At 58.1% G+C, this 22,726-nt stretch carries 22 protein-coding genes; 7 read left to right on the top strand and 15 right to left on the bottom strand.

The window, feature by feature from the left end; all coding sequences use genetic code 11:
* Positions 1 to 3 precede the first annotated feature (3 nt).
* Positions 4 to 1,497: a sugar ABC transporter ATP-binding protein gene (locus ABS758_RS14200; protein WP_350383942.1), complete on the top strand. Its 1,494-nt coding sequence runs from the start codon at positions 4 to 6 to the stop codon at positions 1,495 to 1,497.
* Positions 1,498 to 1,526: 29 nt separating this feature from the next.
* Here the strand turns inward: ABS758_RS14200 and ABS758_RS14195 are convergent, their stop codons facing one another.
* Positions 1,527 to 2,366, bottom strand: a complete 840-nt coding sequence (locus tag ABS758_RS14195) for an IclR family transcriptional regulator (protein WP_350383941.1) — start codon at positions 2,364 to 2,366, stop codon at positions 1,527 to 1,529.
* Positions 2,367 to 2,510: 144 nt separating this feature from the next.
* Here ABS758_RS14195 and ABS758_RS14190 point away from each other — a divergent pair, with 144 nt between their 5' ends.
* Complete coding sequence (locus tag ABS758_RS14190; RefSeq protein ID WP_350383940.1) at positions 2,511 to 3,638, top strand: alcohol dehydrogenase catalytic domain-containing protein; 1,128 nt, start codon at positions 2,511 to 2,513, stop codon at positions 3,636 to 3,638.
* 108 nt (positions 3,639 to 3,746) lie between these two features.
* Here the strand turns inward: ABS758_RS14190 and ABS758_RS14185 are convergent, their stop codons facing one another.
* The 4 genes from ABS758_RS14185 to ABS758_RS14170 form a co-directional block, all read right to left on the bottom strand.
* The gene (locus ABS758_RS14185) at positions 3,747 to 5,246 is read right to left on the bottom strand and encodes a tripartite tricarboxylate transporter permease (RefSeq protein ID WP_350383939.1); all 1,500 of its coding nucleotides are present in this window, start codon (positions 5,244 to 5,246) and stop codon (positions 3,747 to 3,749) included.
* Positions 5,246 to 5,695 (bottom strand): tripartite tricarboxylate transporter TctB family protein, encoded by a 450-nt coding sequence (locus ABS758_RS14180; protein WP_350383938.1) that lies wholly within the window; start codon positions 5,693 to 5,695, stop codon positions 5,246 to 5,248. Before ABS758_RS14180 ends, ABS758_RS14185 begins: the two co-directional genes overlap by 1 nt.
* Positions 5,696 to 5,759: 64 nt before the next feature.
* Positions 5,760 to 6,725 carry a Bug family tripartite tricarboxylate transporter substrate binding protein gene (locus ABS758_RS14175; RefSeq protein WP_350383936.1) on the bottom strand — a complete coding sequence of 322 codons (966 nt, stop codon included), beginning with the start codon at positions 6,723 to 6,725 and terminating at the stop codon, positions 5,760 to 5,762.
* A gap of 55 nt (positions 6,726 to 6,780) precedes the next feature.
* Entirely contained in the window at positions 6,781 to 7,521 is a 741-nt protein-coding gene (locus tag ABS758_RS14170; protein ID WP_350383935.1) for a GntR family transcriptional regulator, read from the bottom strand.
* 85 nt (positions 7,522 to 7,606) lie between these two features.
* Here ABS758_RS14170 and ABS758_RS14165 point away from each other — a divergent pair, with 85 nt between their 5' ends.
* Positions 7,607 to 8,389 (top strand): amidohydrolase family protein, encoded by a 783-nt coding sequence (locus ABS758_RS14165; RefSeq protein ID WP_350383934.1) that lies wholly within the window; start codon positions 7,607 to 7,609, stop codon positions 8,387 to 8,389.
* 16 nt (positions 8,390 to 8,405) lie between these two features.
* On the opposite strand, the gene ABS758_RS14160 is transcribed toward ABS758_RS14165, so the two are convergent.
* From ABS758_RS14160 to ABS758_RS14130, 7 genes are all read right to left on the bottom strand, one after another.
* Positions 8,406 to 9,350 (bottom strand): pirin family protein, encoded by a 945-nt coding sequence (locus ABS758_RS14160; protein ID WP_350383932.1) that lies wholly within the window; start codon positions 9,348 to 9,350, stop codon positions 8,406 to 8,408.
* Positions 9,351 to 9,385: 35 nt separating this feature from the next.
* Positions 9,386 to 10,111, bottom strand: a complete 726-nt coding sequence (locus tag ABS758_RS14155; protein WP_350383931.1) for an ABC transporter ATP-binding protein — start codon at positions 10,109 to 10,111, stop codon at positions 9,386 to 9,388.
* Entirely contained in the window at positions 10,098 to 10,856 is a 759-nt protein-coding gene (locus ABS758_RS14150) for an ABC transporter ATP-binding protein (protein ID WP_350383929.1), read from the bottom strand. Before ABS758_RS14150 ends, ABS758_RS14155 begins: the two co-directional genes overlap by 14 nt.
* Positions 10,853 to 11,797 (bottom strand): branched-chain amino acid ABC transporter permease, encoded by a 945-nt coding sequence (locus ABS758_RS14145; RefSeq protein WP_350383927.1) that lies wholly within the window; start codon positions 11,795 to 11,797, stop codon positions 10,853 to 10,855. The genes ABS758_RS14150 and ABS758_RS14145 overlap by 4 nt, the downstream gene beginning before the upstream one ends.
* Entirely contained in the window at positions 11,794 to 12,666 is an 873-nt protein-coding gene (locus tag ABS758_RS14140; protein WP_350383926.1) for a branched-chain amino acid ABC transporter permease, read from the bottom strand. Before ABS758_RS14140 ends, ABS758_RS14145 begins: the two co-directional genes overlap by 4 nt.
* 138 nt (positions 12,667 to 12,804) lie before the next feature.
* Entirely contained in the window at positions 12,805 to 14,070 is a 1,266-nt protein-coding gene (locus ABS758_RS14135; protein WP_350383924.1) for an ABC transporter substrate-binding protein, read from the bottom strand.
* Between the two features lie 191 nt (positions 14,071 to 14,261).
* Positions 14,262 to 15,809 (bottom strand): GGDEF domain-containing protein, encoded by a 1,548-nt coding sequence (locus ABS758_RS14130; RefSeq protein ID WP_350383922.1) that lies wholly within the window; start codon positions 15,807 to 15,809, stop codon positions 14,262 to 14,264.
* A gap of 184 nt (positions 15,810 to 15,993) precedes the next feature.
* Here ABS758_RS14130 and ABS758_RS14125 point away from each other — a divergent pair, with 184 nt between their 5' ends.
* A complete protein-coding gene (locus ABS758_RS14125) occupies positions 15,994 to 17,481 on the top strand; it encodes an ABC transporter substrate-binding protein (RefSeq protein WP_350383920.1) in 1,488 nt (495 codons plus the stop codon).
* Here ABS758_RS14125 and ABS758_RS14120 read toward each other — a convergent pair whose 3' ends face one another.
* Both ABS758_RS14120 and ABS758_RS14115 read right to left on the bottom strand, forming a co-directional pair.
* Entirely contained in the window at positions 17,482 to 17,889 is a 408-nt protein-coding gene (locus ABS758_RS14120; RefSeq protein ID WP_350383919.1) for a dihydroneopterin aldolase, read from the bottom strand.
* On the bottom strand, positions 17,886 to 19,679 hold the full coding sequence (locus ABS758_RS14115; RefSeq protein WP_492304520.1) for a M61 family metallopeptidase: 1,794 nt from the start codon (positions 19,677 to 19,679) through the stop codon (positions 17,886 to 17,888). Before ABS758_RS14115 ends, ABS758_RS14120 begins: the two co-directional genes overlap by 4 nt.
* Before the next feature lie 19 nt (positions 19,680 to 19,698).
* Here ABS758_RS14115 and ABS758_RS14110 point away from each other — a divergent pair, with 19 nt between their 5' ends.
* The 3 genes from ABS758_RS14110 to ABS758_RS14100 all read left to right on the top strand — a co-directional run bounded on the left by ABS758_RS14110 (position 19,699) and on the right by ABS758_RS14100 (position 21,625).
* Positions 19,699 to 20,475 (top strand): enoyl-CoA hydratase, encoded by a 777-nt coding sequence (locus tag ABS758_RS14110; protein WP_350383916.1) that lies wholly within the window; start codon positions 19,699 to 19,701, stop codon positions 20,473 to 20,475.
* 188 nt (positions 20,476 to 20,663) lie between these two features.
* Positions 20,664 to 20,903, top strand: coding sequence for a hypothetical protein (locus ABS758_RS14105; protein ID WP_350383914.1), 240 nt, complete (start codon positions 20,664 to 20,666; stop codon positions 20,901 to 20,903).
* On the top strand, positions 20,900 to 21,625 hold the full coding sequence (locus ABS758_RS14100) for a cellulose synthase operon protein YhjQ/BcsQ (RefSeq protein ID WP_350383913.1): 726 nt from the start codon (positions 20,900 to 20,902) through the stop codon (positions 21,623 to 21,625). The genes ABS758_RS14105 and ABS758_RS14100 overlap by 4 nt, the downstream gene beginning before the upstream one ends.
* Before the next feature lie 22 nt (positions 21,626 to 21,647).
* On the opposite strand, the gene ABS758_RS14095 is transcribed toward ABS758_RS14100, so the two are convergent.
* Complete coding sequence (locus tag ABS758_RS14095; RefSeq protein WP_350383911.1) at positions 21,648 to 22,565, bottom strand: response regulator transcription factor; 918 nt, start codon at positions 22,563 to 22,565, stop codon at positions 21,648 to 21,650.
* Positions 22,566 to 22,726 lie beyond the last annotated feature (161 nt).

Here is a 22,726-nt window from a genome sequence, read left to right as displayed (position 1 = left end):
TTCATGATGACCCCTGTTCTTGAATTGCATCAGGCGACGAAGCGCTATGGTGGTGTGCCTGCGATCGAAGACGTCGATTTCACATTGATGCCCGGCGAAATCCATGCGCTGTGCGGCGAGAATGGCGCCGGTAAATCCACCCTGACCAAAGTCATGGCCGGCGTGGTGGATCTTTCCGCTGGCGAGATGCTGATCGATGGCAAGAAGGCAAACTTCCGCAGCCCTGTCGAGGCTTTGTCCGCGGGCGTGGCCATGGTGTTTCAGGAAACCAGCCTGGTGCCAACCATGACGGTGGGGCAGAACCTGTTTCTGGGAAAGGAAAAGGCGGTCAATCGGCTGCGTGCGGTGTACATCGCCGCGCAGCAGTTGCTGCAGTCCCTCAATTTCAATGTAGACCCCACGCACATGGTCGAAAGTCTTGGGGCCGCACAGAAGCAGATGGTTGAAATTGCCCGTGCTGTCTTGCACGATGCGCGCGTCATTATTTTTGATGAACCCACCGCCACCCTGACCCCTGAAGAAAAACGCTATTTCTTCGATCTGATGCGCGACCTCAAGGCCCGGGGTGTATCCATCATTTTCATCTCCCATGCGCTCGAAGAAGCGTTAGAGCTTTCGGATCGAATCACCGTCATGCGTGATGGGAAAAAGATCATCACGGATGATACAGACACCTTTGACCGCGACCGGATTGTGCGTGCGATGGTGGGGCGTGATCTGACCAGCACCCTGTATGGTAAGAAGACCAGCCTGCGGCCTGCCGGAAAGCGTGTCCTGAGCGCGCAAAACCTGCGGATGGGCGCCATGGTGCGCAATACGTCGTTCTCGGTCTTTGCGGGCCAGATCACCGGGGTCTTTGGCCTGATCGGATCGGGGCGCACCGAGACCTTCAAGGTGGTTTCGGGGGTTCTCAAGCGGGACTATACCCATGGGGGCAAGGTGATTTTCAAGGATCAGGCAGTGCGCTATCGGGTGCCTGCACCTGCAGTGTCTGCCGGGATTGCCTACATCACCGAAGATCGCAAGGTGGATGGTTTCTTCGAGACCATGACCATCTCCCGCAACATCTATGCAGGTTTGCTGGCCAAGCAGCGTTCCAAGCGCCACTGGGTGTCAGGACGTGAAGAAAAAAAGATCGGCGCTGCGTGGCGTGAACGGCTGAATATCCGTTCGGTGACAGCGGGCGCCAAAGTTATTGAACTCTCCGGTGGTAATCAGCAGAAGGTGGTGATTGCCAAATCGCTGATCCAGAGTCCGGAACTGATTATTTTCGATGAGCCGACCCGCGGCGTAGACGTGGGGGCGGTGGCCGAAATCCATGAGCTGATCCGAAATCTGGCAGATCAGGGCCTGGCGATTGTCGTTATTTCGTCGTATCTGCCAGAAATCATGCTGCTGTCCGACAGAATCCTTGTGTCCCGTCAGGGACGGATCGTCGAGGAGTTTTCCAGCCTTGATGTCACCGAGGAAGACATCATGTACGCGTCCATTCACTGATCCTGGCAAGAGGCTGAGATGTTGCGCAATCAGGCCTTCGTTTTCTTGCCGCTGGCCAGGGTTGTTGGCTGGGCCTGGCGATGCCAGGCGTTGCGGCTGTTGGTCAGCCCGCCCAGCCGTTCCGACAGGCGGTCTGCCAGCTTGCGCATGGCTTGGCCGGCGTGTTCCTCCAGTGCGGGGTCAACCTCGTTAGCCAGGATGCTGACGGCGACACCTGCGATGGCTTCTGGATTATGAGAATCGAAAACGGACGCTCCGAAGCAGTACATGCCTTCGCGGACAGCCTCGCGGTCGATCGAATAACCACGCCGGCGCACTTCCTGCAGTTCGGGCAACAAGTCGTCCATGCTGCGCAGTCCTTTGGCGGTAAGCGGAGTCGGCCAATCGGTGTTGTCCAGCAGCTTGCGTACGCTTTCGTTTGGCAGGGTGCTGAGCATGGCCAGCCCGGTGGCTGTGTAAACCGCTGGGATTCTCAAGCCGGTGCGAAACGTGTATCCCAGGGGCCGGCTGCCGTTTCTACAGGCGATGTAGACGACCTCCCCGCCATCGCGTACCGACAAGGTAATGGTTTCTTCCGGAAGCACCCGCATGTCGTCCCATGACGCGAAAAATTCCTGCGTGATGTTCACATGGGCCAGGAAGGCATTTGCCCACAGCATGACGTGCGGCCCTAAGGTCACCTGGCCGCTGTCCAGCCGGGTTAGCAGGTTCAGTTGCTCCAGCGTGGCGCACAAGCCGTGCAGGCTGCTTTTTGGCAGATTTAGCGCATGGGTCAGGTCGGCCAAAGACTGGGGTGAGCCTGTCTTGGAAATAAGATCCAGGATAGCCGCGGCGCGGCCTACGGCAGGAGCGGCGAGTTTTTCAGTCATTGAGCGTTTCCTGGGGGTGCGAGGGTGTGAGACAAGATGCAGATCTATATATTGATCAAAGTTCGATATATAGAACTACAGTTCCTAGTATAGGATTTATTTCAGAAAAAGTGATGCTATTGGGTATAGCAAGGAGACATTGCCATGAAAATGCGTGCGGCAGTATTGCGTGAGATGGGGTTGCCGGCACCTTATAAAACCAGCCGGCCACTCCAGGTTTCCGAAGTCGAGCTGGATGCGCCCGGGTTTGGTGAGGTGCTGGTAAAGGTCAAAGTGGCCGGATTGTGCCACTCCGATCTCTCTGTGATCAACGGAGATCGGCCGCGGGGCCTTCCCATGGTGCTTGGTCACGAATCCTCTGGCGAAGTGGTCGACGTAGGGCCTGGCGTGGATGATCTGCGTCCTGGTGACCATGTCGTAACCGTCTTTGTGCCTAGCTGCGGGTGCTGCGTGCCTTGCATGTCGGGTCGTCCAGCCTTGTGCGAACCCGGTGCCAGTGCCAATACCCAGGGGGTGCTGCTTGGCGGTGAGCGCCGTCTTCGTGATAGCCAGGGCAGCCTGAACCATCACGTGGGGGTGTCCTGCTTTGCCGACTACGCTGTGATCTCCCGGCGTTCCCTGGTCAAGGTACATACCGATCTGTCCCACCGCGAGGCCGCGCTGTTTGGATGCGCCGTCCTCACCGGTGCGGGTGCGGTCATCAATCGCGCACGGATCAAGGCCGGCGATACGATCGCAATCATTGGCCTGGGTGGCGTTGGCTTGAGCGGGCTGCTGGCTGCCGTGGCAGCGGGTGCGCGCCGCATTGTTGCCGTCGAACTGGACGAAGAAAAACTGAAATTGGCCAAGACGTTGGGGGCCACTCACATCGTCAATCCGAAAAAGATTGGATCGCCCGCAGAGCTGCTGGAGGCTGCGGGCGGGCCGGTGGATTGCGGTTACGACTCAGCCGGTGGTGTGGCGGCTTTCGAAACCGCCTATCGCTTGACGCAACGGGGAGGGCTGACCATCACGTCCGGCCTGCCACACCCAAAATCCACATTTGCCTTGCCGCTGTCCCAGATGGTGGGTGAAGAAAGGGAAATTCGTGGCAGCTATCTGGGTTCTGGTGTGCCGGCCATCGACATCACGCGCTATATCGATCTATACAAGGCAGGACGCCTGCCCGTGGATAAGCTGCTTGGCGAAGCGTTTTCTCTGGATCAGGTAAACGAAGGCTTTGATCATCTGGCTTCAGGCTCGGGCTTGCGCGACTGCCTGGTGCTGGACTGATGATGCCTGGTTTGTGAAGTTGCCCCGCCTGATGGTGTCGCCTTTCAGTGGCTACCGATGCACTCAGGCGGGGTACTTTGGAGTCGATTCTTTGAACCGTCTTGTGATTTACCTTGCTGCACGCATTCGGCGCGCTGCCCAGATCTTGGACACGATCGTCACCACGACGATCACTGCAAAAATGCCCAGAAATATCCGTGCCGCGGTTCCGGCAAAAAAGATTCCGTAATCGCCTGCGGAAATTGTCAGGGCGCTGCGGAAGGCGGATTCCATGCGGTCGCCCAATACCAGTGCCAGCAAGGCTGGTGCGATGTCGTAGCCGAACCGCCGCAACAGATAGCCTGCGACTCCTGCACCTGCCATCACATACAGATCAAACGGTGACGCTTTTTCGGAAAATACGCCGATTGCGCATAGCAAGACGACGATGGGCGCCAAATAAGACATTGGGGTGCGCAACAACCGTACAAACAGCCCGACCATGGGCAAGTTAAGCAGCACCAACAGCACGTTGCCGATGTACATGCTGGCAATAAGCCCCCAGAAAATTTCAGGATGGCTGGTAAGCAGTAGCGGCCCGGGCTGGATGCCATGGTTTTGAAAGGCGGATAACAGAATTGCTGTAGATGGTATGGCTGGAATGCCCAGCACCAGCAGCGGGATCATTGCTGAACCCGTTGTGGCATTGTTTGCCGTCTCGGGGCCGGCCAGGCCCGCCACTGCGCCGTGGCCGAATTCTTCCGGGTGCTTGGAGAGCTTTTTTTCTACCGCATACGACACAAAAGTGGACACGATATGGCTGACGCCCGGGATGATCCCCAACGCAAAGCCTATGCCCGAACCGCGCAAGGCAGGGCCTACGGATTCTCGTGCCTCTTTTTTAGTGGGAATGAGTTCGCGCAGGCCCGGGGTTTTGGGGCGCTCGTCGATCTTTTCCTTTAATGACAGCAATAGTTCGGAAATACCAAACATACCAATGGCCAAGGCCACGAAGCTCATTCCGCTGGCCAGATCCAGTTGGCCAAACATGAAGCGTGCGTCCGTCGTTTGGCTGTCCAGCCCGATGGTGCCGATGGCCAGGCCCAGGGCAATCATGGTGAATGTCTTGATAGGCGGGCCGTTGGAGACGGTGGTGACAATCAGCAAGGCAATCAGCATCAAGATGGCTTCTGCTGCCGGGCCCACAGCAAGCATGAGATCCGACAGATAGGGCGCGAGCACCATGAGCCCAAGGATGGAGAGCGTGCCGCCAACCCAGCTGCCGACAGCAGCAATCGTCAGGGCAGCACCCGCACGACCCTTCTTGGCCATTTCGTGGCCATCCAGGCAGGTGACGATGGAGGCGGCTTCACCAGGAATACGCAACAGAATCGAGGTGGTTGATCCGCCATACATGGCACCGTAGAAGATACCGGTGAGCATGATGATGCCGCCCGTGGGATCCATTGAGAAGGTAAGCGGCAGCAGCAATGCCATCCCGGCCATCGGCCCCAGCCCTGGCAGCACGCCAACCGCGGTACCCCAGAAAACACCCACAAAACAGAGAAATATGTTTTGCAGGCTAAGCGCGGTGGCAAATCCGCCGATGAGTTGTTCGAAGGCATTCATCAGAAGATCCCGGTTGGCAGTTGGACGGACAGCAGGCGGTCAAAAACCAACCAGAAAGCAACGGTGGCCAGAACAGATACTGTGGCTGCGCGGACAGTTTTGACGCCACCCACCCAGCGCATCATGGCAAATAGAAAGACCAGGGCGCAGGGTATGAAGCCTGCCACGGCCAACAGCACGCAAAGCAAGACAATCAGGGCAACCGCCTTGGCGGCCGGTGCTTCCATCCAGGGTCTTGCACCCTCGCTATCGGGATGGCGCAAGGCCCGCAAGGTGCAGCCGAGTCCGCCCACTGCCAGACCAATGGCAACGGCAGCAGGGAAAAAGCCTGGACCGGGTTCGTGCACTGTGCCCAGGCCCAGTGCCCAGGACATTTGCAGCCAGACTAGCCCTGAGATGCAAAGAACCAGACCGACGATGGCATCTCCGATGTGCTGTTGAATTTTCATGATGAGCGTCCGTGGCTTCGTGTTGCGGTGGCCTTGATCAGAGGGTTACCCTCTGGCCACCTTGTTACTTGTCTTTCTTGGACAAGCCGATTGCTTTTGCGACTTGGCCCAGTGCGGCGTATTCAGTGTCGAAGACTTTCTTGGTTTGTGCTGCATCCAGTGGCCGCACCACGGCACCGTAGTTGTTCATGGTGGTTTTCATTTCGGGCAGCGCGTCAGCCTTCAGGAAAGCATCCTCGAGTTTCTTTTGGATGTTTGCAGGCGTTTTGGCTGGAACAACAAGCCCCCACCAGAGCACGGTTTCTTCGTCAGCCATCCCGATATCCTTTAGGCTTGAGGCATCTGGCAAGGCACTGTTGCGGTCGGCCGATGTCATCAGCAGGCATTTGGCCTTGCCCGCCTTGACGTGTTGTTCGATGGGAGGGATAGAGCCGCCGTAGAGATCGACGTGGCCACCAAGGAAGTTCTTGGCAGTTTCACCGGCACCTTTAAATGGCACCGGCCGTACCTTGACGCCGGCCTTTGTGAAGATGCGCTCGGCTGCAAACTGCATGGTGCCGCCTGCACCGTCGTTACCCAGGGTGTATTTGCCCGGGTGTTTTTTGAGTTCGGCCAGCAACTCTGCGCCATTGTTGGCTGGAAAATCGGGGTGCGCGCAAATTGTGTAGGCCGAGTAGCCGATGGACATCAGCAGAGAGTAGTTGTCTTTGCTATAGGGAACATTAAGGCTGTGGGGCAGTGTTGTCAGCGGGCTGTTCCACACAAAACCGATCGTATAGCCGTCGGGCCTTGCCGTGATGATATTGGCCATGCCAACTGTGCCGCTACCGCCGCCCCGGTTCTCAACGGTAATTTGCTGGTTCAGGATTTTCTCTGCCAGGTCGGCGATTTTTCGACCAAAGGTATCGGTGCCGCCGCCGGGTGCCGCCGGGACGATCATGGTAATGGGACGATCCGGGTATTCTGCTGCTGCGGAAAACGACAGGCCCAGGGCTACTGCGGCAATACTTGCTTTAAGAATGGATTTCATTAATGTCTCCCTCGTCGAGGTGTTGGGGGTGGGCATTGGCTGGACTTGCAGCCAATTATTGAAGTTCGATGGAATAGGTAAATTGGCGCGCCAGCCCGACCGACCGGCGCCATTCCAGGGGATGGCCATCCAGGCCGATTGCCAGACGCTCGATGACCGCAATGGGCTCTCCGGGCGCGACACCCAAATGCTGGGCAATGGTGTCTGGGGCATGGTCGAAGCGCAGGGTTTCAGTGGCCCGAAACACGCGGTGGCCACAGGCTGCTTCGTATAGCGGGTACAGCAAATCGCCAAAATCGGCCAGGGGAATCGACAGCAGTGGGGCAAATGCCGCGCGACTGACGAAGATTTCCTCGTGCAGCATCGGGGTGTCGGCGATCAGACGCAGACGCAGTAATTGCAATAGCGGTGCCGAGGGCTCGATTTGCAGCCTCTTGTTGATGGTGGCTTGTGCGGGTGCCGGCGTAACGCTGAGCATTTTGCTGCGTGGGCGCAGCGGCGCACCGGTGGTGTCGGTATACCTAAAGAAGCGCATCAATGCATTGCCGAAATCAGCACGGCGCACATAGGTGCCCTTGCCTTGCGTGCGCAGGAGAAAGCCCTCTTGCACCATGTCTTCGATGGCGCGCCGTACCGTGCCCACGGACACACCGAAGTCTGCAGACAGCTGTGTTTCTGAGGGAATCGGGTGCGCAGGCGTCCACTCGCCCTGAGTGATGCGGTGGACGAAGGTATCTTTAAGGCGCTGATATATCGGAAGGCGTTGGTCCGATCGGCCGGCAGGTATGGTATCCATGAGATTAGTATAGTGCTCTTTTCTCTAGTTCTATAGTCCTCTATAGGACTATAATGGAAAACCCCTGTTTACGGGTCTTACGCTCATGTCGATTGATACACATATTCACTTATTTCATCGCGGTTTACCAAGAGCTCAAGGGATTCGCCACGATCCTGCCTATGACGCACCGCTGGATCAGTTATTGCTTTGTGCCACTGGCACGAGTGTTGATCGATTTGTCATCGTGCAGCCGTCGTTTTTAGGCACGGATAATCAATTTCTGCTGGATCAGTTGCAGCGCTATCCCGCCCTGATTGCGGGCGTTGCCGTGCTTGATCCAGGCGTGTCAGAGGATGAAATAGAACAGCTTGCCCAGTTGGGGATCCGTGGCATTCGTCTTAATCTGCTTGGGCGTGAGCTTTCACAGGTACTGAATGCAGAAACGCTTTCCTTGGTTGCACGGTGTGCCGAGCACGGCTTGCACATCGAGCTGCATGATGATGGGGCCCGGTTGCCGCAGGTGCTGGCCCTGGTCGCTCCTTTGGCAAAGACGCTGGTTATCGACCATTTTGGCAGGCCCAACGTTGGTCGCGGCGGTTTGCAATCGAATGAGTTTCAAACCTTGCTGAACTCAGGAGAGGGCAAAGATTGGTACGTCAAAATTTCTGCGCCCTATCGGTGCCCGGGTATCGATGTATCTGCCGCCTGGCAGAACTTCTTGCAGCATTGGGGGCCAGAGCGCCTGTTGTGGGGAAGCGATTGGCCGTGGACGCAGAACGAAAACTACTTAAGCTACACAGACTGGTGCCGGCCGTTTGATGCCGAAGGCGATTTGCCTGCACGCCTTGAAGGGAATGCATTGCGCCTGTACGGGAACCGACAATAGCGGCCTTCTTGTGTGTTTACCGCGCAATCGGCCGCCCCACCAGCTCTGGCGCGGGTAGCCGTTGCCCATGGTACGCAGCCACCTCACCAAAACGTTGGCGATTTTCCCAGTCGGTACGCGCCTGGCGGATGTCGTCCAGGGTGCGGCCCACGAAATTCCACCAGATCATGATCGTCTCGCCAAAGGGGGCGCCGCCTATCAGGACGGCGCGAGTGGCCGTGCGGCAAACCAGCTCCAGCCCGTGGCGCTGCGTGCCTAGATAGTGCAGAGACCCAGGGGCCAGGCTTTGGCCTTCAAGGGAGATCTCGCCGGAGATCACCACCAGGGCGTGCTCCCATGTGGGGTCAAGGGGCAATTGCAGGGTGCTGTGGGCACTAATGTTCAGCTCGGCACCCACCATGGGAGAGTATGTCCGGGTGTTGGCATCTGCGCCAGCCAGTTGGCCTGTAAATATGTGGATGCGCCCGCCGCCGGGCTCCAGTACCGGTAAATCAGTGTAGTGGTCGAAGTGTGGCTCGCACTGGCGGTGTGCGTCGGGCAGCGCCACCCATAGCTGCAAGCCATGCAATTGGCCCGAATGTGCAGACGGGGTTTGCTCAGTGTGTGAGATGCCGCGTCCCGCCGTCATTAAATTAAGCTGGCCCGGGCGCACAAGGCATTCAGAGCCCAGGCTGTCGTTGTGCAGGATTTCGCCGGAAAATAGCCAGGAGACGGTTTGCAGGCCGATGTGCGGGTGTGGTGCGATGTCCATGGCTTTGCCGTCGGTAAACGACAAAGGCCCAAAGCTGTCCAGAAAACACCAGGGACCCACCATGCGATGCTGGTGTAGCGGTAGGACACGGGATACTTTCAGCCCAGCGCCCAGGTCGGCCTCCCGGGCGGGCCAGCTTTGGATGGCAGCCTGAGGAGTGGGTCGGCTTTCGCAGGATTCTGCCTCGGTATCCGGCAATGGGTTGCTCATGGGGGTTTGGCTCGGGAATGTGGGTCGGTAGCTGATCAGTCGTCTGGAAACTCCCATTTCTGGGCGCTGGCGCCAGCCAATTCTTGCACACGTTCTTCGTCGGCGCCAAATTCGGAGGCGGATCCCTCGTGGGTGATCTGGCCGCGGTCAAGCACATAGGCACGGTCGGCGACTTCGATGGCCGCGCGGACGTTTTGCTCGATCAGCAGCACCGAGGTGCCGGCGTTGCGCGCTGCCACGATGACATCGAACACATTTTTGACAATCAGGGGCGCCAGGCCTTGAGAGGGTTCGTCCAGCAACAGCAGCCTGGGGTTAAGCAGCAATACGCGGGCAATGGACAGCATTTCTTGCTCGCCCCCGGATAGCTGCTTGCCTTTATGGCGCTTGCGTTCTTCGAGCCTGGGGAAAAGCTCGTAGATGCGGGGGATGGTCCAGTGGCCTGGGCGATCTACTGGCACCTTGAGGTTTTCGTCGACGGTGAGGTTGGCAAACACGCGCCGGCCCTCGGGCACCAGGCCCACTCCCATTTGTGCAATTCGAAAAGATGCGAGACGGGTGGATTCGGTGCCAAACACATGGATATGGCCGTCGTGTGCGGGTGTCATGCCCATGATGCTGCGTAGCGTGGTGGATTTGCCTGCGCCGTTTCGGCCCAGCAGGGTAACCAGCTCGCCTTCTTCGACGTGCAGATCGATGCCATGCAGGATGTGGCTTTTGCCGTAGAAGGTGTGCAGTTGTTGGATTTCAAGCGCCTTCACGTTTTTCCCCCAAATAGGCCACCTGGACTTTCTCGCTGTTGGCGATTTCGTCGGGTGTACCAACTTCCAGTACCTGGCCTTCAGTCAGCACGGTGATGCGATCTGCCAGATTGAAGATCACCCGCATATCGTGCTCGACAAGCACAATGGTGAGCTTTTGTGTGCGATGCAGCCGGCGGATAAGGACGGCCGTATCGAAGGTTTCTTTGTTGCCCATGCCGGCCGCGGGTTCGTCGAGCAGCAGCAGCTTGGGCTTGAGGGCCAGCGCCATCATGATCTCGGTAGAGCGCTGGTCTCCGTGGGAGAGCTCACCCACGTTGCGATCGGCGTTTTCGGTGAGGCCGCCGGTTTCCATGAGCTCATCGACCAGCTCTTGCGTCTTGGCCACTTGGGTGCGGGTATTGTGCAGGGTCATGCGTAATCCCTGGGTAACCTCGACGGCGATACGCAGATTGTCTCTGACGCTGAGTTCGGGGAAGACTTCGGTGATCTGGAACGTGCGGGCCATGCCAAGGTGTACCCGCTTGTGCGGCGGCACATCAGTGACGTCCTGGCCGGCAAAAAGGATACGGCCGCTGGTTGGCCGGTAAAAGCCGCTGATCATGTTGAAGAAGGTGGTCTTGCCCGCCCCGTTGGGGCCGATGATGGCGTGAAGCTCACCTTCTTCGACATTGAGAGAGACCTGGTTGACGGCCGCAAGTTCGCCGAAGCGTTGAGTGACATTGTGGACTTCTAGCAAGCTCATGATGTTTTTCTCTGCAACAGCCCGACGATACCGCGGGGGAGGAATAGCACGACCAGCACGAAGATCAGGCCGATGAAGAACATCCAGCTGTCAGTCCAGCTGGACAGGTAATCCTGTGCAATGACAAAGATGGCGGCGCCCAATAGCGGCCCCCAAAAGGAGCGCATGCCCCCAATGACGGCCATGAGAACGAAGTCGCCTGATTGCGTCCAGTGCAGGTTGTGGGGGCTGACGAAGTTGTTGAGCATCCCGTACATCGAACCCGCCGCCGCCACAAACACGCACGACAGGGTGTAGGCCAGCCACAGGTGGCGATTAACCGGGATACCCAAAAACCGGGCCCGGCGCTCGTTTTCGCGCATGGCCTGCAATGTGTGGCCGAAGGGCGAGTGCAGGAGAATGGCCATCAGCGCCGCACACACGGCAAATACGCAAAGCGCGGTGTAATAAAACACCAGGCTGGAGGAGATATCCAGCTGCATGAAGCCGAGATCAATGGGTTGGCGATGAAAGGTAAGGCCGTTGTCGCCGCCAGTGACGGTGTTCCAGCGAAAGGCGATGAAATAAAACACTTGGCCAAAGGCGATAGTGGCCAAGGCGAAGTAGATGCCGCGTAGCTTGGCCAGAAGGTAGCCGATGATTGCACCGCCAATCGCGCCTGTTAATACACCCACAAGAAAGCCAATAGGGGTGCTGGGCATCAGGTATTTGATGAACAGCCCTGTGCCGTAGGCACTGAGGCCAAAGTAGGCCGCGTGGCCAAAGGCCATCACCCCGGAATGCCCCACCAGCAGGTTGGTGGCCATGGCTGCCAATCCGATGATCAGTACCCGGGAGGCCAGATCTGTGTAGCCACCGATATTGCCGATCCAGCTGGGCAGGGTAAGCAGGATGGCCCAGACGATAATCAGGCTGAGTGATTTGCCGAAGATATTATTCACAATTTGGTCCCACCTTCTTCACCAAACAGGCCGTGCGGCCGAATCAAGAGCACCAATGCCATCATGACGTAGATGGTTGCCTCGGATGCGGACGGGTAGAACACGGTAACCACACCGGCAGCGATGCCGATGAGCAAACCGCCAAACAGGGTACCCACGAGACTGCCCAGGCCACCCACGATCACTGCCACGAAGCTGGGCATAATCAGCTGATCGCCAATGGTTGGGGTAAGCCCCAACATGCCTGCGGCCAACACCCCCGCAAAGCCGGCAAAGAAGATGCCCAGACCAAAGTTGAGGTTGCGCAGGATGCGCACATCGACCCCTAGCGCAGAGACCATTTCGAGATCGAGCGTGCCTGCCCGGATGCGCATCCCCAGGCGGGTTTTCTTGAGAATGACGAACAGCACGGCAACGGTGATGGCAACCAGTGCCACCATGAACACGCGATAGCCGGTGAGAAAGAACAGCGTGGGGCTAAGCGGTGAGCGCAGGATCTCGGGCACCTGGAAAGGCAGGCCCTGAGCGCCCCAGATATAACGGATGGAATCCTGCAGCACAAAGGCCAGGCCAAACGTGAGCAGCAGGCTGTAAAGCGGGTCGCGATTGTACAGGGGCCTGATCAGGATGCGCTCTACGACAATGCCGAAAATTGCCGTGAGGAAAGGGGAGACGATAAGCGCGCCCCAAAAACCAAGATATGGCTGCAGGGTGTAGGCGATGTAGGCGCCCAATGCCAGAAACCCACCGTGAGCAAAGTTGATGACGTTGGTCAGGTTGATGATCAGGGATAGACCAAGAGCCATCAGGGCGTAAAACGCGCCGATGACAAGCCCATTGAATATGTTGAACAGGACCAGTTGGGTCACGAGGTGCCTCCGTTGAGCAAGATAGCCCCCTGTCGGGTAGGTTTAGACCCGGGTGTCATGTGATGTGGGTGACGCCCGGACGGCCCCCGGCACTGAAGATGTTTGGGGAGATGCCCGGGCATGGGTGCATGGCCGGTGTTATTCGGGCCAGGTCATCTTGCACCCGGTTTCCTCAACCGTTGGTGCAATCTTTTTGCTCTCGATGACTTCGTCGACCTTGAAGAGATCGTCTTTGCCTGCATCTCCTTGGGCTTGTGCGTGCCCGGCCCACAGGGTGCCAATCAGCAGGTGTTGGTCGGCGCGGAAGGTTGCCGGGTGTGGTTGCAGGGCTACTTCGGGCGGGAGCGTCAGCCCGTTGAGTGCACGGGCCATTTTGACGGCATTGAGTGATTTGGCTGTATTGGCCGCCAGTGCGCAGGCGTGAATGGCCGTGTGGCCAAACCAGGTGCGGGCGGTGGGAACGCGGCCGGTTTTCTTGATGATGGCGTCGGTGAACTCTTTGACGTGCGGGACACCAGGTTGGTTCCAGTACCATTCGATGACCCAGTTGCCGATGCGTGAGGCGGGTGGCAAGGCTTCGAGGGTTTCGAGCTCGATGTTGGCGCCGGCAATCTGGAAGCGCTCGTGCAGACCAAATTGCACGGTTTGCTTGAGCACATTGGTTTGATCCTCGCCATTTTGCAAAATGACGATGACGTCCGGATTGGCTGCCTGTGCCTTGATCAGATAAGAGGAATACTCGGTGGTGCCCAGCGGGATGAGGTCTGCCCCGAGGTTGGTGGCCCCGAGTTTTTCGAGGTTCTTTTTGTAAGCCGACAATAGCCCGTGGCCAAAGGCGTAATCGGGCACCAAAAAGTAGAATTTCTTGCCGAAACGCTTGACCAGGGATGGTGCGATGGCATTGACCAGCAAGGTGGTGGAGGGGTCGACCTGATAGACGTTCCAGTGACATTCGCTGCCGGTGATGGGATCGGCGTGCCCGCCCGGATCCATCATGAAAACGCCTTTTTCGTAGGCAACCGCTGACATGGCCATGGTGAGGCCGGAGTTGACGTTGCCAACCAGAAAATCAACCTTGTCTTTGTCGATGAGCTTGCGTGCTTTTTGCACGGCAACACCCGCGTCACCACTGGTGGAGTCTTCGACGACCAGTTCGGCGGGGCGCCCCAGGATGCCACCCTTGGCGTTGATCTCCTGGACGGCAAGCTCCATGCCGTGAAGCTCGTTGCGGCCAGTGATGGCGTAAGTGCCTGTCAGGGGGTTGTCGACACCCAGCTTGACGGGCTGCTCGCCTTGCGCGTGGATGATGGGGGGGGCGGCAAGTGCCGCCAGGCCGGCGACGCCGGTGGCTTTCAGCATCGTGCGGCGATCTATTGTGCCGCGGTTGCTGTGGTTGTTATCCATGTGAATCCTCCTCTGGTACGTCAGTTGGACGTGCGTCGCCAAGAGGGCGGCGCAGCGAGTGTTTCGAGTGAACGACTGCTGCTGATGCCTGGGGAAGCATGCTGGTTTCCGCAAGGCCTAACCAGTTTGGCGCTGCAGTAAAGCGCGTGTCAATGCGGGTTTACCTAAATTTTTAGTAATTTTTTGGCAGATTATTGCGCCTGATTACGGCCTGCACTTTTAGCTGCATATAGTGCGGCATCGGCCCGCTCAAGCAAGGCCTTGCGCATATCATTTGCATTGCGCTTGACGGGGTTCTCTCCTGGGTTCAGGCAAGCAATGCCGATGCTGACAGTGACCCGTTTGTCGTGCTGAGAAAACGGATGGGGGATGGCCGTATCGAAGACAGTCTGGCAAATTTCTTGCGCCAGGGCGCGTGCTTCAGCCAATGAAGTGTCGGGTAGCAAGATGACGAATTCTTCGCCCCCGTAGCGCGACACCATGTCTGTGCTGCGTCGGACAACTGATGTGAGGATGGCCGCCACCTGCTTGAGGCATTGGTCACCAGCAATGTGGCCGAAGTAATCGTTGTAGGCCTTGAAATGGTCTACGTCCACCATGAGAACAGACAGCGGCTGGCGCTGGTATGCCGTCTGGCGCCAGTTCTGTTCGAAACGCTCGTCCAGCGCCAGCCGGTTGGCCAGCTGGGTGAGGGTATCGTGGCGCACTTGTTGCTCGAGCAGGGCTTTCAGGCGTCGCTCGTAGCGCCAGGCCTGGTGCTGCGTGTAGCCCAGTGCCAGCAAAATGCACAGCAAGCCGCCGATGATGGGTACCGCGATGTGCCAGGTGCCTCGCCAGCGGGCGTCCCAGGCTTCTTCCGTATCGATTTTTGAGATCAGATACCAGGGGGATTCTGCCACCGGTGCGGCAACGGCCAGCACCGAGTGCTCTCGGTAGTCGATGCCGGTAAACAGGCCCCGCATGCCATGGATGGCCTGCACCATGGGTGATTGAACAAGTGCCTGGGAGACCCTGAAATTGAGTTTTGCCTGTGGCTGGTGGCGCAAGGGGCTGAGAATCCGGGCACTGTCGTGTTCTTGCATCACCAGCGTGGATTCGGCGGTGTTGCTGGGCGATGGCCAGGTTTCGAGTAGCGGAAACAATGAATTGCGTACATCCATCACCAACCAGACGGCGGCCACAATAGTGTTGTTTTCGTACACCGGAGCAATCATGCCAAACCAGGGGTAGGCAAAGGCTGGGCCGGTTTGTGGATCAATGGCAATCGGCCGGGCGTCCTGGATGGCCTGACGCAAGGCCTGCTGGCCGACGGGGGGAAGCGGCGGGTAGTTGCGCCGGCCGGCGGTCAGCAGCATGTCGCCCGATGGCGATAAAAGATAGGCTTCTGAGTAGCCAGCCTGCTCTGACAAAAAGCGCAGTTTGTCTTGGATGGCTGCTTGCAATGCGCTGGCATCGTCGGCTGGAGTCTGGCTGGCTAGCCGCCATTGGGCCACAGCATCACTAAACAGGGGATCCATCATGACGGCGTTGGCATCGACTATCCGTGCCCGCCGCCAGGCTTCTATCCCCTGAATCTGCAATTGGTTGACCAGTTGCAGTTCGTTGGCAATCATGTGTTGGTGGCGCGTCTGATTGTCCTGGTAGGCCATGATGCCACCCAGGATCATCAACACCCCCGACGCCAAAATGACGATTAGTGCGGGGATAGTTCTGCGGGACAGAAAAGGGTGTTGCGCCATCCTGGTATTAACGGCGTTAAGCAAGGCCGTTGTTCCTTCCTGGTCACTACTTGAGTAATAATGTCCGGATATTACAGGAAGTATTCGGTATGGCTGAATCCAGAGTTACGCTGAGTGTCAAAATGCCACGGGCTGTTTGCCAACCGCTGGCTGTCGTTTTCTGTCTTGTATCAGGGGTCGCAGGGTGATTTCCCGTCGGGCAATGCTGTCCCTGCCTTTGGCCTGCGTGGCGGCAGCAGCGGTTGGCCAGCCGGCGTGGGGGCCAGACGCTCCGGCACTGACGCTTGGCTTGTCGCTACGGCCAGACAGCCTGGATCCTACCTCGTCGTCTGCCGCCGTGGTGGGCGAGGTTGTTCATGGCAATATTCTCGAAGGCCTCACCTGTATCCGCGAAAACGGCCAGGTTGCGCCTTTGCTGGCCAGCCGCTGGGATGTGTCTCTGGATCAGCTGCGCTACCAGTTTCAGCTGCGCGATGATGTGGTGTTTCATGATGGTGCACGGCTTACTGCGCAGGTGGTGGCTGCCAGTCTGCTGCGTGCCCAGCAACTGGGGTCGACAAACAGCCTTATGGAAACGTTTCGCAATATCCAGGAGATCCAAACCCTGGACGAGCAAACGGTCCGCCTGGTGCTGAAGCGCCCCGACCCCCTGTTGCCCTTTCGGCTTGGGCAGTCCCCTGCCGTGATTGTGCATCCGTCCACTTCCGATCAGTTGGCTTATCAACCCGTGGGCACCGGGCCTTATCTGTTTGCCGGATGGGAAACTACCGACAGCCTGCAACTGATGCGGTGGTCAGGCTACCGCGAGGCCAGCCGGATCCAGATTTCCACTGCCAAATTCCAGTTCATACCTGATCCCGAAAAACAGGTGCAGGCGGTGCTGGATCGGCGGATTGACGTGCTGTTTGGTGCGGCCACAAGCAGTGTGGATCGCCTGCTGGATAGCCGGCAATATGAAGTACTGGTGGGGGGCTCGTCTGGCAAGGGGATGGTGGCCATCAACAATCGCAGGGCGCCGTTGCACGATGTCCGTGTGCGCCGGGCCATCATGCATTCGATTGATCGTGAAGCCTTCATCCGGGATGTGCTGCATCGGCGGGCGCATGCCATTGGCAGCCACTTCGTGCCCACGGATCCCGATTACATCCGGCTCACCGGCCTGTTTCCGTATAACCCCGACCAGGCCAAACTGCTGTTGCGCGAAGCCGGTGTGCGCCTGCCTTTAACCCTCAAGCTGGCGTTGCCGCCCACTCCCTATGCCTTGTTGGGCGGCCCGGTTGTGGCAGCGTACTTGGCCGCGGTGGGTATTCGCACAGAGCTTGTGCGGATGCCGTGGAACCAGTGGATGTCCACGGTGTTTCAGGGCGATTTTGATGTGTCGCTGATTCTGCATGTCGAGCCCCTCGATTACGCAATCTACACCCGGCCCGACTTTTACTTTGGTTATGACAATGCAGGCTACCGGGCGCTGGAGGCCCGCCATGGCGCCACTGCCAACCCGCGCGAGCGTAGCCAGCTGTTCCGGCAGATGCAGCGCTATCTGGCCGAAGATGCTGTCAATGCCTGGATCTTTACGCCCAGCATCAGCACCGTGGTACGTAAAGGCCTAAAAGGCGTGCCCATGAACTACCCGATTTTTGCCCATGATATTGGTGCGATGCATTGGACGTGATCAAGGGGTGATGGCCTGGCGGGCGCGAGTCTGCTCGATACACACAGCGGCGCAGTCTTCAAAGGCCTGGGGTTTGCAAATACGTATCCGCGCTTTTAGCACGGTTGGAAAATCCTGCAGGATGCGATTCAGTGTGCGATCGACCAGGGTTTCCAGCAGATCCGTGTGCTGCCGGGTGGTTTCATGCACCAGAGCATCGCGCAGCAAGCGGTAGTCCAGCACACTGTCCAGATTAGTGTCGTCCACAGGGCCTGAGGCATCCGTGTCGAACTCGGCGTGGATATGCAAAGGTTGGCGGGCCGTACGCTCGTGATCGAGCATGCCGATGGATGCTGAAACACGCAGATCGTCGAGGATGATGCGACGTGTTCTGGAGGCCGCAATGGGGGTGGGGGCAGTAAGTGTCATGAGGTTTTCCGGCTGTCATGGGCCTGGCGTGTCAGTACATGCTTAAGCGCGGGTGGCGGTGCCAGCCGTGCCTGGTACTGGCGCAGTTCATCGCGTCGAAACACATGCAGCTCAACTATGTCTCCGGCCTGATGGGCATCCAGCAGATGCTCCAGATCCGCTGTGGTGCGGATGCGCAAACCATCCAGGGCCAGCAGGAGGTCGCCGGCAGAGAGGCCGGCCTGATGGGCTGCGCCGTGCTCGTATACAGTGGCGATTTTTAGGCCTGCGGGGTCTGTCTGGGTACGAAGATCCAGCGAGGGCCGTGGATTTTCGGCTTCTTTAGCAAGCCGGATCCCATTGCGTGCAAGGGCAGGTTCAAGCGGGAGGTCGTCGCAGGTTTCTGTATAGCGCTTAATCCAGCGGGCAAGATCCAGGCCTGTGGCTTGCCGGATCACGTTGGGCAAGGCGTCTTCTGTCACGCCGTTTGGTTGACCCTGAAAAAAGTCCCGGCCATACGTCACCCAAAGCAGGCGCATCACATCATCCAGGCTCTGACGCCGTGCGGTTTGCTCGCGGATTTCGAGATCCAGCCCCAGGGCAATAAGTGCGCCTTTGGTGTAATAGCTGACCAGTGCGTTGGGTGAGTTCTCGTCTTGCTTGTAGTAGCGCGTCCAGGTATCAAAAGAGCTGTCGGCCACCGACTGCTTCAAGCGGCCGCCGCTGCGTTGTACGTGGTCTAGGGTGGCCGCCAGCAGCTTCAGATAGGCGGGCTCGTTGATGACTCCGGCACGCAGCAGCATGAGATCGTCGTAGTACGAAGTAAACCCCTCGAATACCCACAGCAGGCGGGTGAGGTTGGGCTGGTTCAGCTGATAGGGTGCGAACGCCGCGGGCTTGATGCGCTTGACGTTCCAGGTGTGGAAGTATTCGTGGCTGACCAGCCCTAAAAATCGTGTGTAGCCTTCGGGCACCGCGCAGTGACGCATGGGTAAATCGTGGCGGGCGGTCATCAGTGCCGTCGAGGCGCGATGCTCGAGCCCGCCGTATCCCTCGCCTAATACAGTGGTCAGGAACACGTAGCGCTCGGCGCTGTCCAGAAACGGTGCCTGCCTGGTCTTGGGCTCGAACAGGGCGATTTGCGCTTCGCAGATTTTGCGGGCGTCAGTCGCGATGCGATCAAGATCCAGTTGCGGTGCAACCCCGGTAAAGACCAGGTCGTGGGTGGCACCGTGCGCTTCGAAGCTGATGCATTGCGGTGTGCCGATTTCTACCGGGTGGTCGATCAGGGCATCGTAGTTGGGTGTGCAATAGCAGCCAAAGCCGCGCAGGGGGGCACTGTCGGGCTGGCCGACGGCACTTGGCATGCTGGTATATACCTGCCAGTTGGAGGCGTGCTGGGGCGCGCAAAGCTCCATCAGGCAGGGCTGTGATTCCTGGCCGTGCACGGCCAGGAAGACACTGCAGCCGTTGAAAAATGCATGGCTTTCATCAAAATGGGCGCCACGCACCGAAAGATCCCATGCATAGACGGTATAGTCGATTGTGAGGGCCGACCGTGATGGCGCACACTGCCAGGTATGGTTATCCGTTTTGTGCACGGCCACGCGGCCTCGTGCATTGCGCACATGCAAAGTTTCGATCTGTCGGGCAAAATCACGTATCAGATAGCTGCCGGGAATCCACGCAGGCAAACTGATTGCCTGGCCGGCAGGATCCGGCTGCGGGATGGTGAGCCGGATTGCATAGCGATGGCCAGCGGGATCGGCCAGTTGTACCCGATAGCGAATCAGTTCGTTTTTCATACCGATAGTTTACTTTGGAGGCAACATGAGCGAAGCATTGGTCAAGGTTGAAGTACGAGGGCGCGTGGGCTTGCTGACGCTAAACCGCCCCAAGGTACTCAATGCCCTTAGCAACGAAGTCATCGACGCGCTGTCCGCGGCGGTGCGGGCCTTCGAGGCCGACGAAAACATCGGCGCCATGGTGCTGACAGGCAGCGAGAAAGCCTTTGCCGCGGGTGCCGATATCTCTGCGATGTCGGCCTGGACTTACATGGATGTCTATCAGGCCGACTACCTGGGTGGCAACTGGGATGCCTTGCGGCGTGCCCGCAAGCCTATTATTGCCGCGGTGTCGGGCTACGCGCTGGGTGGTGGCTGCGAGCTTGCCATGCTGTGCGACTTCATCATCGCTGCCGAAAACGCCAAGTTTGGTCAACCCGAAATCAAGCTGGGGGTCATCCCCGGATATGGCGGTACCCAGCGTCTGCCTCGTGCCGTGGGCAAGGCCAAGGCGATGGACCTGGTGCTTACCGGCCGCATGATGGATGTACAGGAAGCCGAGCGGGCGGGGCTGGTGGCGCGCGTGGTGCCTGTCGAGCGCCTGCTGGATGAAGCCCTCGAGGCCGCTACTGCAATTGCGTCGATGCCGTTGCAGGCTGTGATGATGGCTAAAGAGTGTGTCAATCGTGCATTTGAGGCTACCCTTGACGAATCCCTGCTCTTCGAGCGGCGCAATTTCCACGCCCTCTTTGCCACCGAAGACCAAAAAGAAGGCATGAAAGCCTTTGTCGAGAAGCGTCAGCCCAACTTTAAACACCGTTAAGCGTGTTTTGATGCCAGCCCGTGCGGCTGGCATCTTCCAGCGGGCACTGCCAGTCGCCTCTTGCGGGCCTAATCCAAACGGCTGATCAGCCTTCTGCCCCTCGTGGTTCTTGCCTGAAACCACTATCGTGTCCAGATACAGAATGTCATGAACATTGTTGGCTGAAGCCACGTGCACAGGTGAGAAAAATGGCCAGGAACCCACTGTCGTACGGCTGTGGCCAGCCGCCGGGCGCTCAGGCGAGACGCCAGTCTTTTCAGTTGCTTACTGCCATATTTTTGGATGGCAGCCTGCATGATGATGGGCGCCGTATGGCGCTTGAATCTGCCTGCCGACGTTGGCCGCTGATGGCAGAAGTCGATGAGATTCTGGCCGATCAGCCATCTGCCAAACAGGTGGATAGCGTGCCTGCGGGGATCGTGTCATGAACCTGATGACACTGACTGGCGTGCGCGGTGGCTGTGGGACAACCACCATGACAGGCATTCTAGGTGATGCCCTGTCCATGTTGGGGCAGCGGGTGTTGCTGGTAGATCTGAATGCATCCGATTTATTGCGGCTGCACTTTGGCATACCACTGGTCGACAGCCATGGCTGGGTTGCGTCTTCGTTTCCATCTGATTGGCGTGAGCAGGCGTTTGACCTCAATGAAAACCTGGTGCTGGTGCCTTTTGGCCGCAAATCGATCGAAAGCTTTGGGGTAACCCATTTATTGCGTGGCGACGATTTCTGGCTGCAAGTGCTGCCTGATCTGGATACCGAGTTTGACTGGGTATTGTTTGATTGCCCTCCATATCCCAATCGCTTGGCGCCGGCCTTGCGGTTTCGCAGTACACACGATGTGCTGGTCGCCCATCCCGATATTGCGGCACACGTGTTGTTGGCGCAGATCGGCATGAGTGCCGGCACCTTGCTGCTTATCAATGATTTCGAACCATCCCGCCAGCTGGAGTGTGATGTCGTGCTGGATTGGTATCGCCGATACGGTGCGCGCGTGTTGCCGCAATCGGTTTACCGGGATGAAACCCTGCCGGAGTCGCTGGCATGCAAGAAGCCGATTACCCGATACTTGCCTGATGCAGTGTCCAGCCAGGCTGCTGGGGCCCTGGCCAGATGGTTCTTGTCTGCCGTCTGCACCCATGAGGCCTGAGAAGCCTGCCGGCCACGCAGCATCAGTTTGCTGGAGAGTCGATGTTGGGCGGAGCTTTGCCTGAAACGGCCGGAGACATGCGAGGGTCGTGCCAGCCCAGCGTGGCCCCCCTTGAGATAGCCGCATAAACAGCTGCATTGCGGCTATTAACTGACAGCCGCTGATACAGGGCCTCGGTGTGAGTTTTTGCGGTGGCCACCGAAATATTAAGCTGTTTGCTGATGGTTTTAAGTGGGTAGCCCTTGGCCAGCAAGGCCAGCACCTGATACTGGCGCGGCGTGAGGCGTAACAGGCTGGCCTCGCGATCCATCGTCTCGGCGGTGATTGCAGGGCCGTCGGTTTGCGGCAAAGAGGCTGATATCTGCTGGGGCTCTGGCTCTGGGGCGTATGCCGCGGTTGACGACGGATTAGCCGAGTGAAGCAGGTTGTCGGGCTGGGGCTCGGTGGGTTGGCTGCTTTGTGCCGTGGTGTCGTGGTCGTACCAGCGGCGTCTGCGCGGCGCGGCCGGTGATGTGGCGTTGGTATCCGTGTCGATTTCCGCCAGCGCACAGGCATGTGGGTGTGGAAAGCACCTGCCGCCCGCCAGCACGAGCATCACCGAAGACTTCAGGACATCCTGGGACGAATACTTGGAAATATAGCCTGCCAGCATCGGCGGAAAATTAAGCAGCGAGTAGGGCAGTGTTTGCGTATCAGACAGCAGCAGGATGCGACGTGGTGCATACCCTTGCTGAGCAGCGGCCATCAGTTCTTTCATGCGCTCAAAGACATCAGGCACCGACAGCAACATCAGATCTGTGCCACCTGGCTTTTGGGCACCTCGAAACAGCTGTGCGTAGTCGATGCCGGTAGCCGTCAGGGGGCAATCGAGCAACTGGAGTAGTTTGAGTATGCCTAAACGCAATAAGGTATTTGGCTCTACTACGGTGACGGTGGCCATCGTAATATCTCCCCTTGCAACTGAAGATGCAAATGCTTTGCTATTGTCCATTTGAAAGTAATAATTTGTGTTTGACATAAAGAATGTTGGTGCAACGTGAGAATGTCCGGTCTGTGCAAAATAGAAATGTCCGGTTCAATGGTGTGAGTCACATCACTGGG

It is taken from the genome of Castellaniella sp. FW104-7C03 (genome assembly GCF_040276085.1).
Taxonomy (GTDB): Bacteria; Pseudomonadota; Gammaproteobacteria; order Burkholderiales; family Burkholderiaceae_B; genus Castellaniella.
The sequence above is the reverse complement of the archived record's forward strand: the minus strand, read 5'-3'. Positions and strand labels throughout refer to the sequence as shown.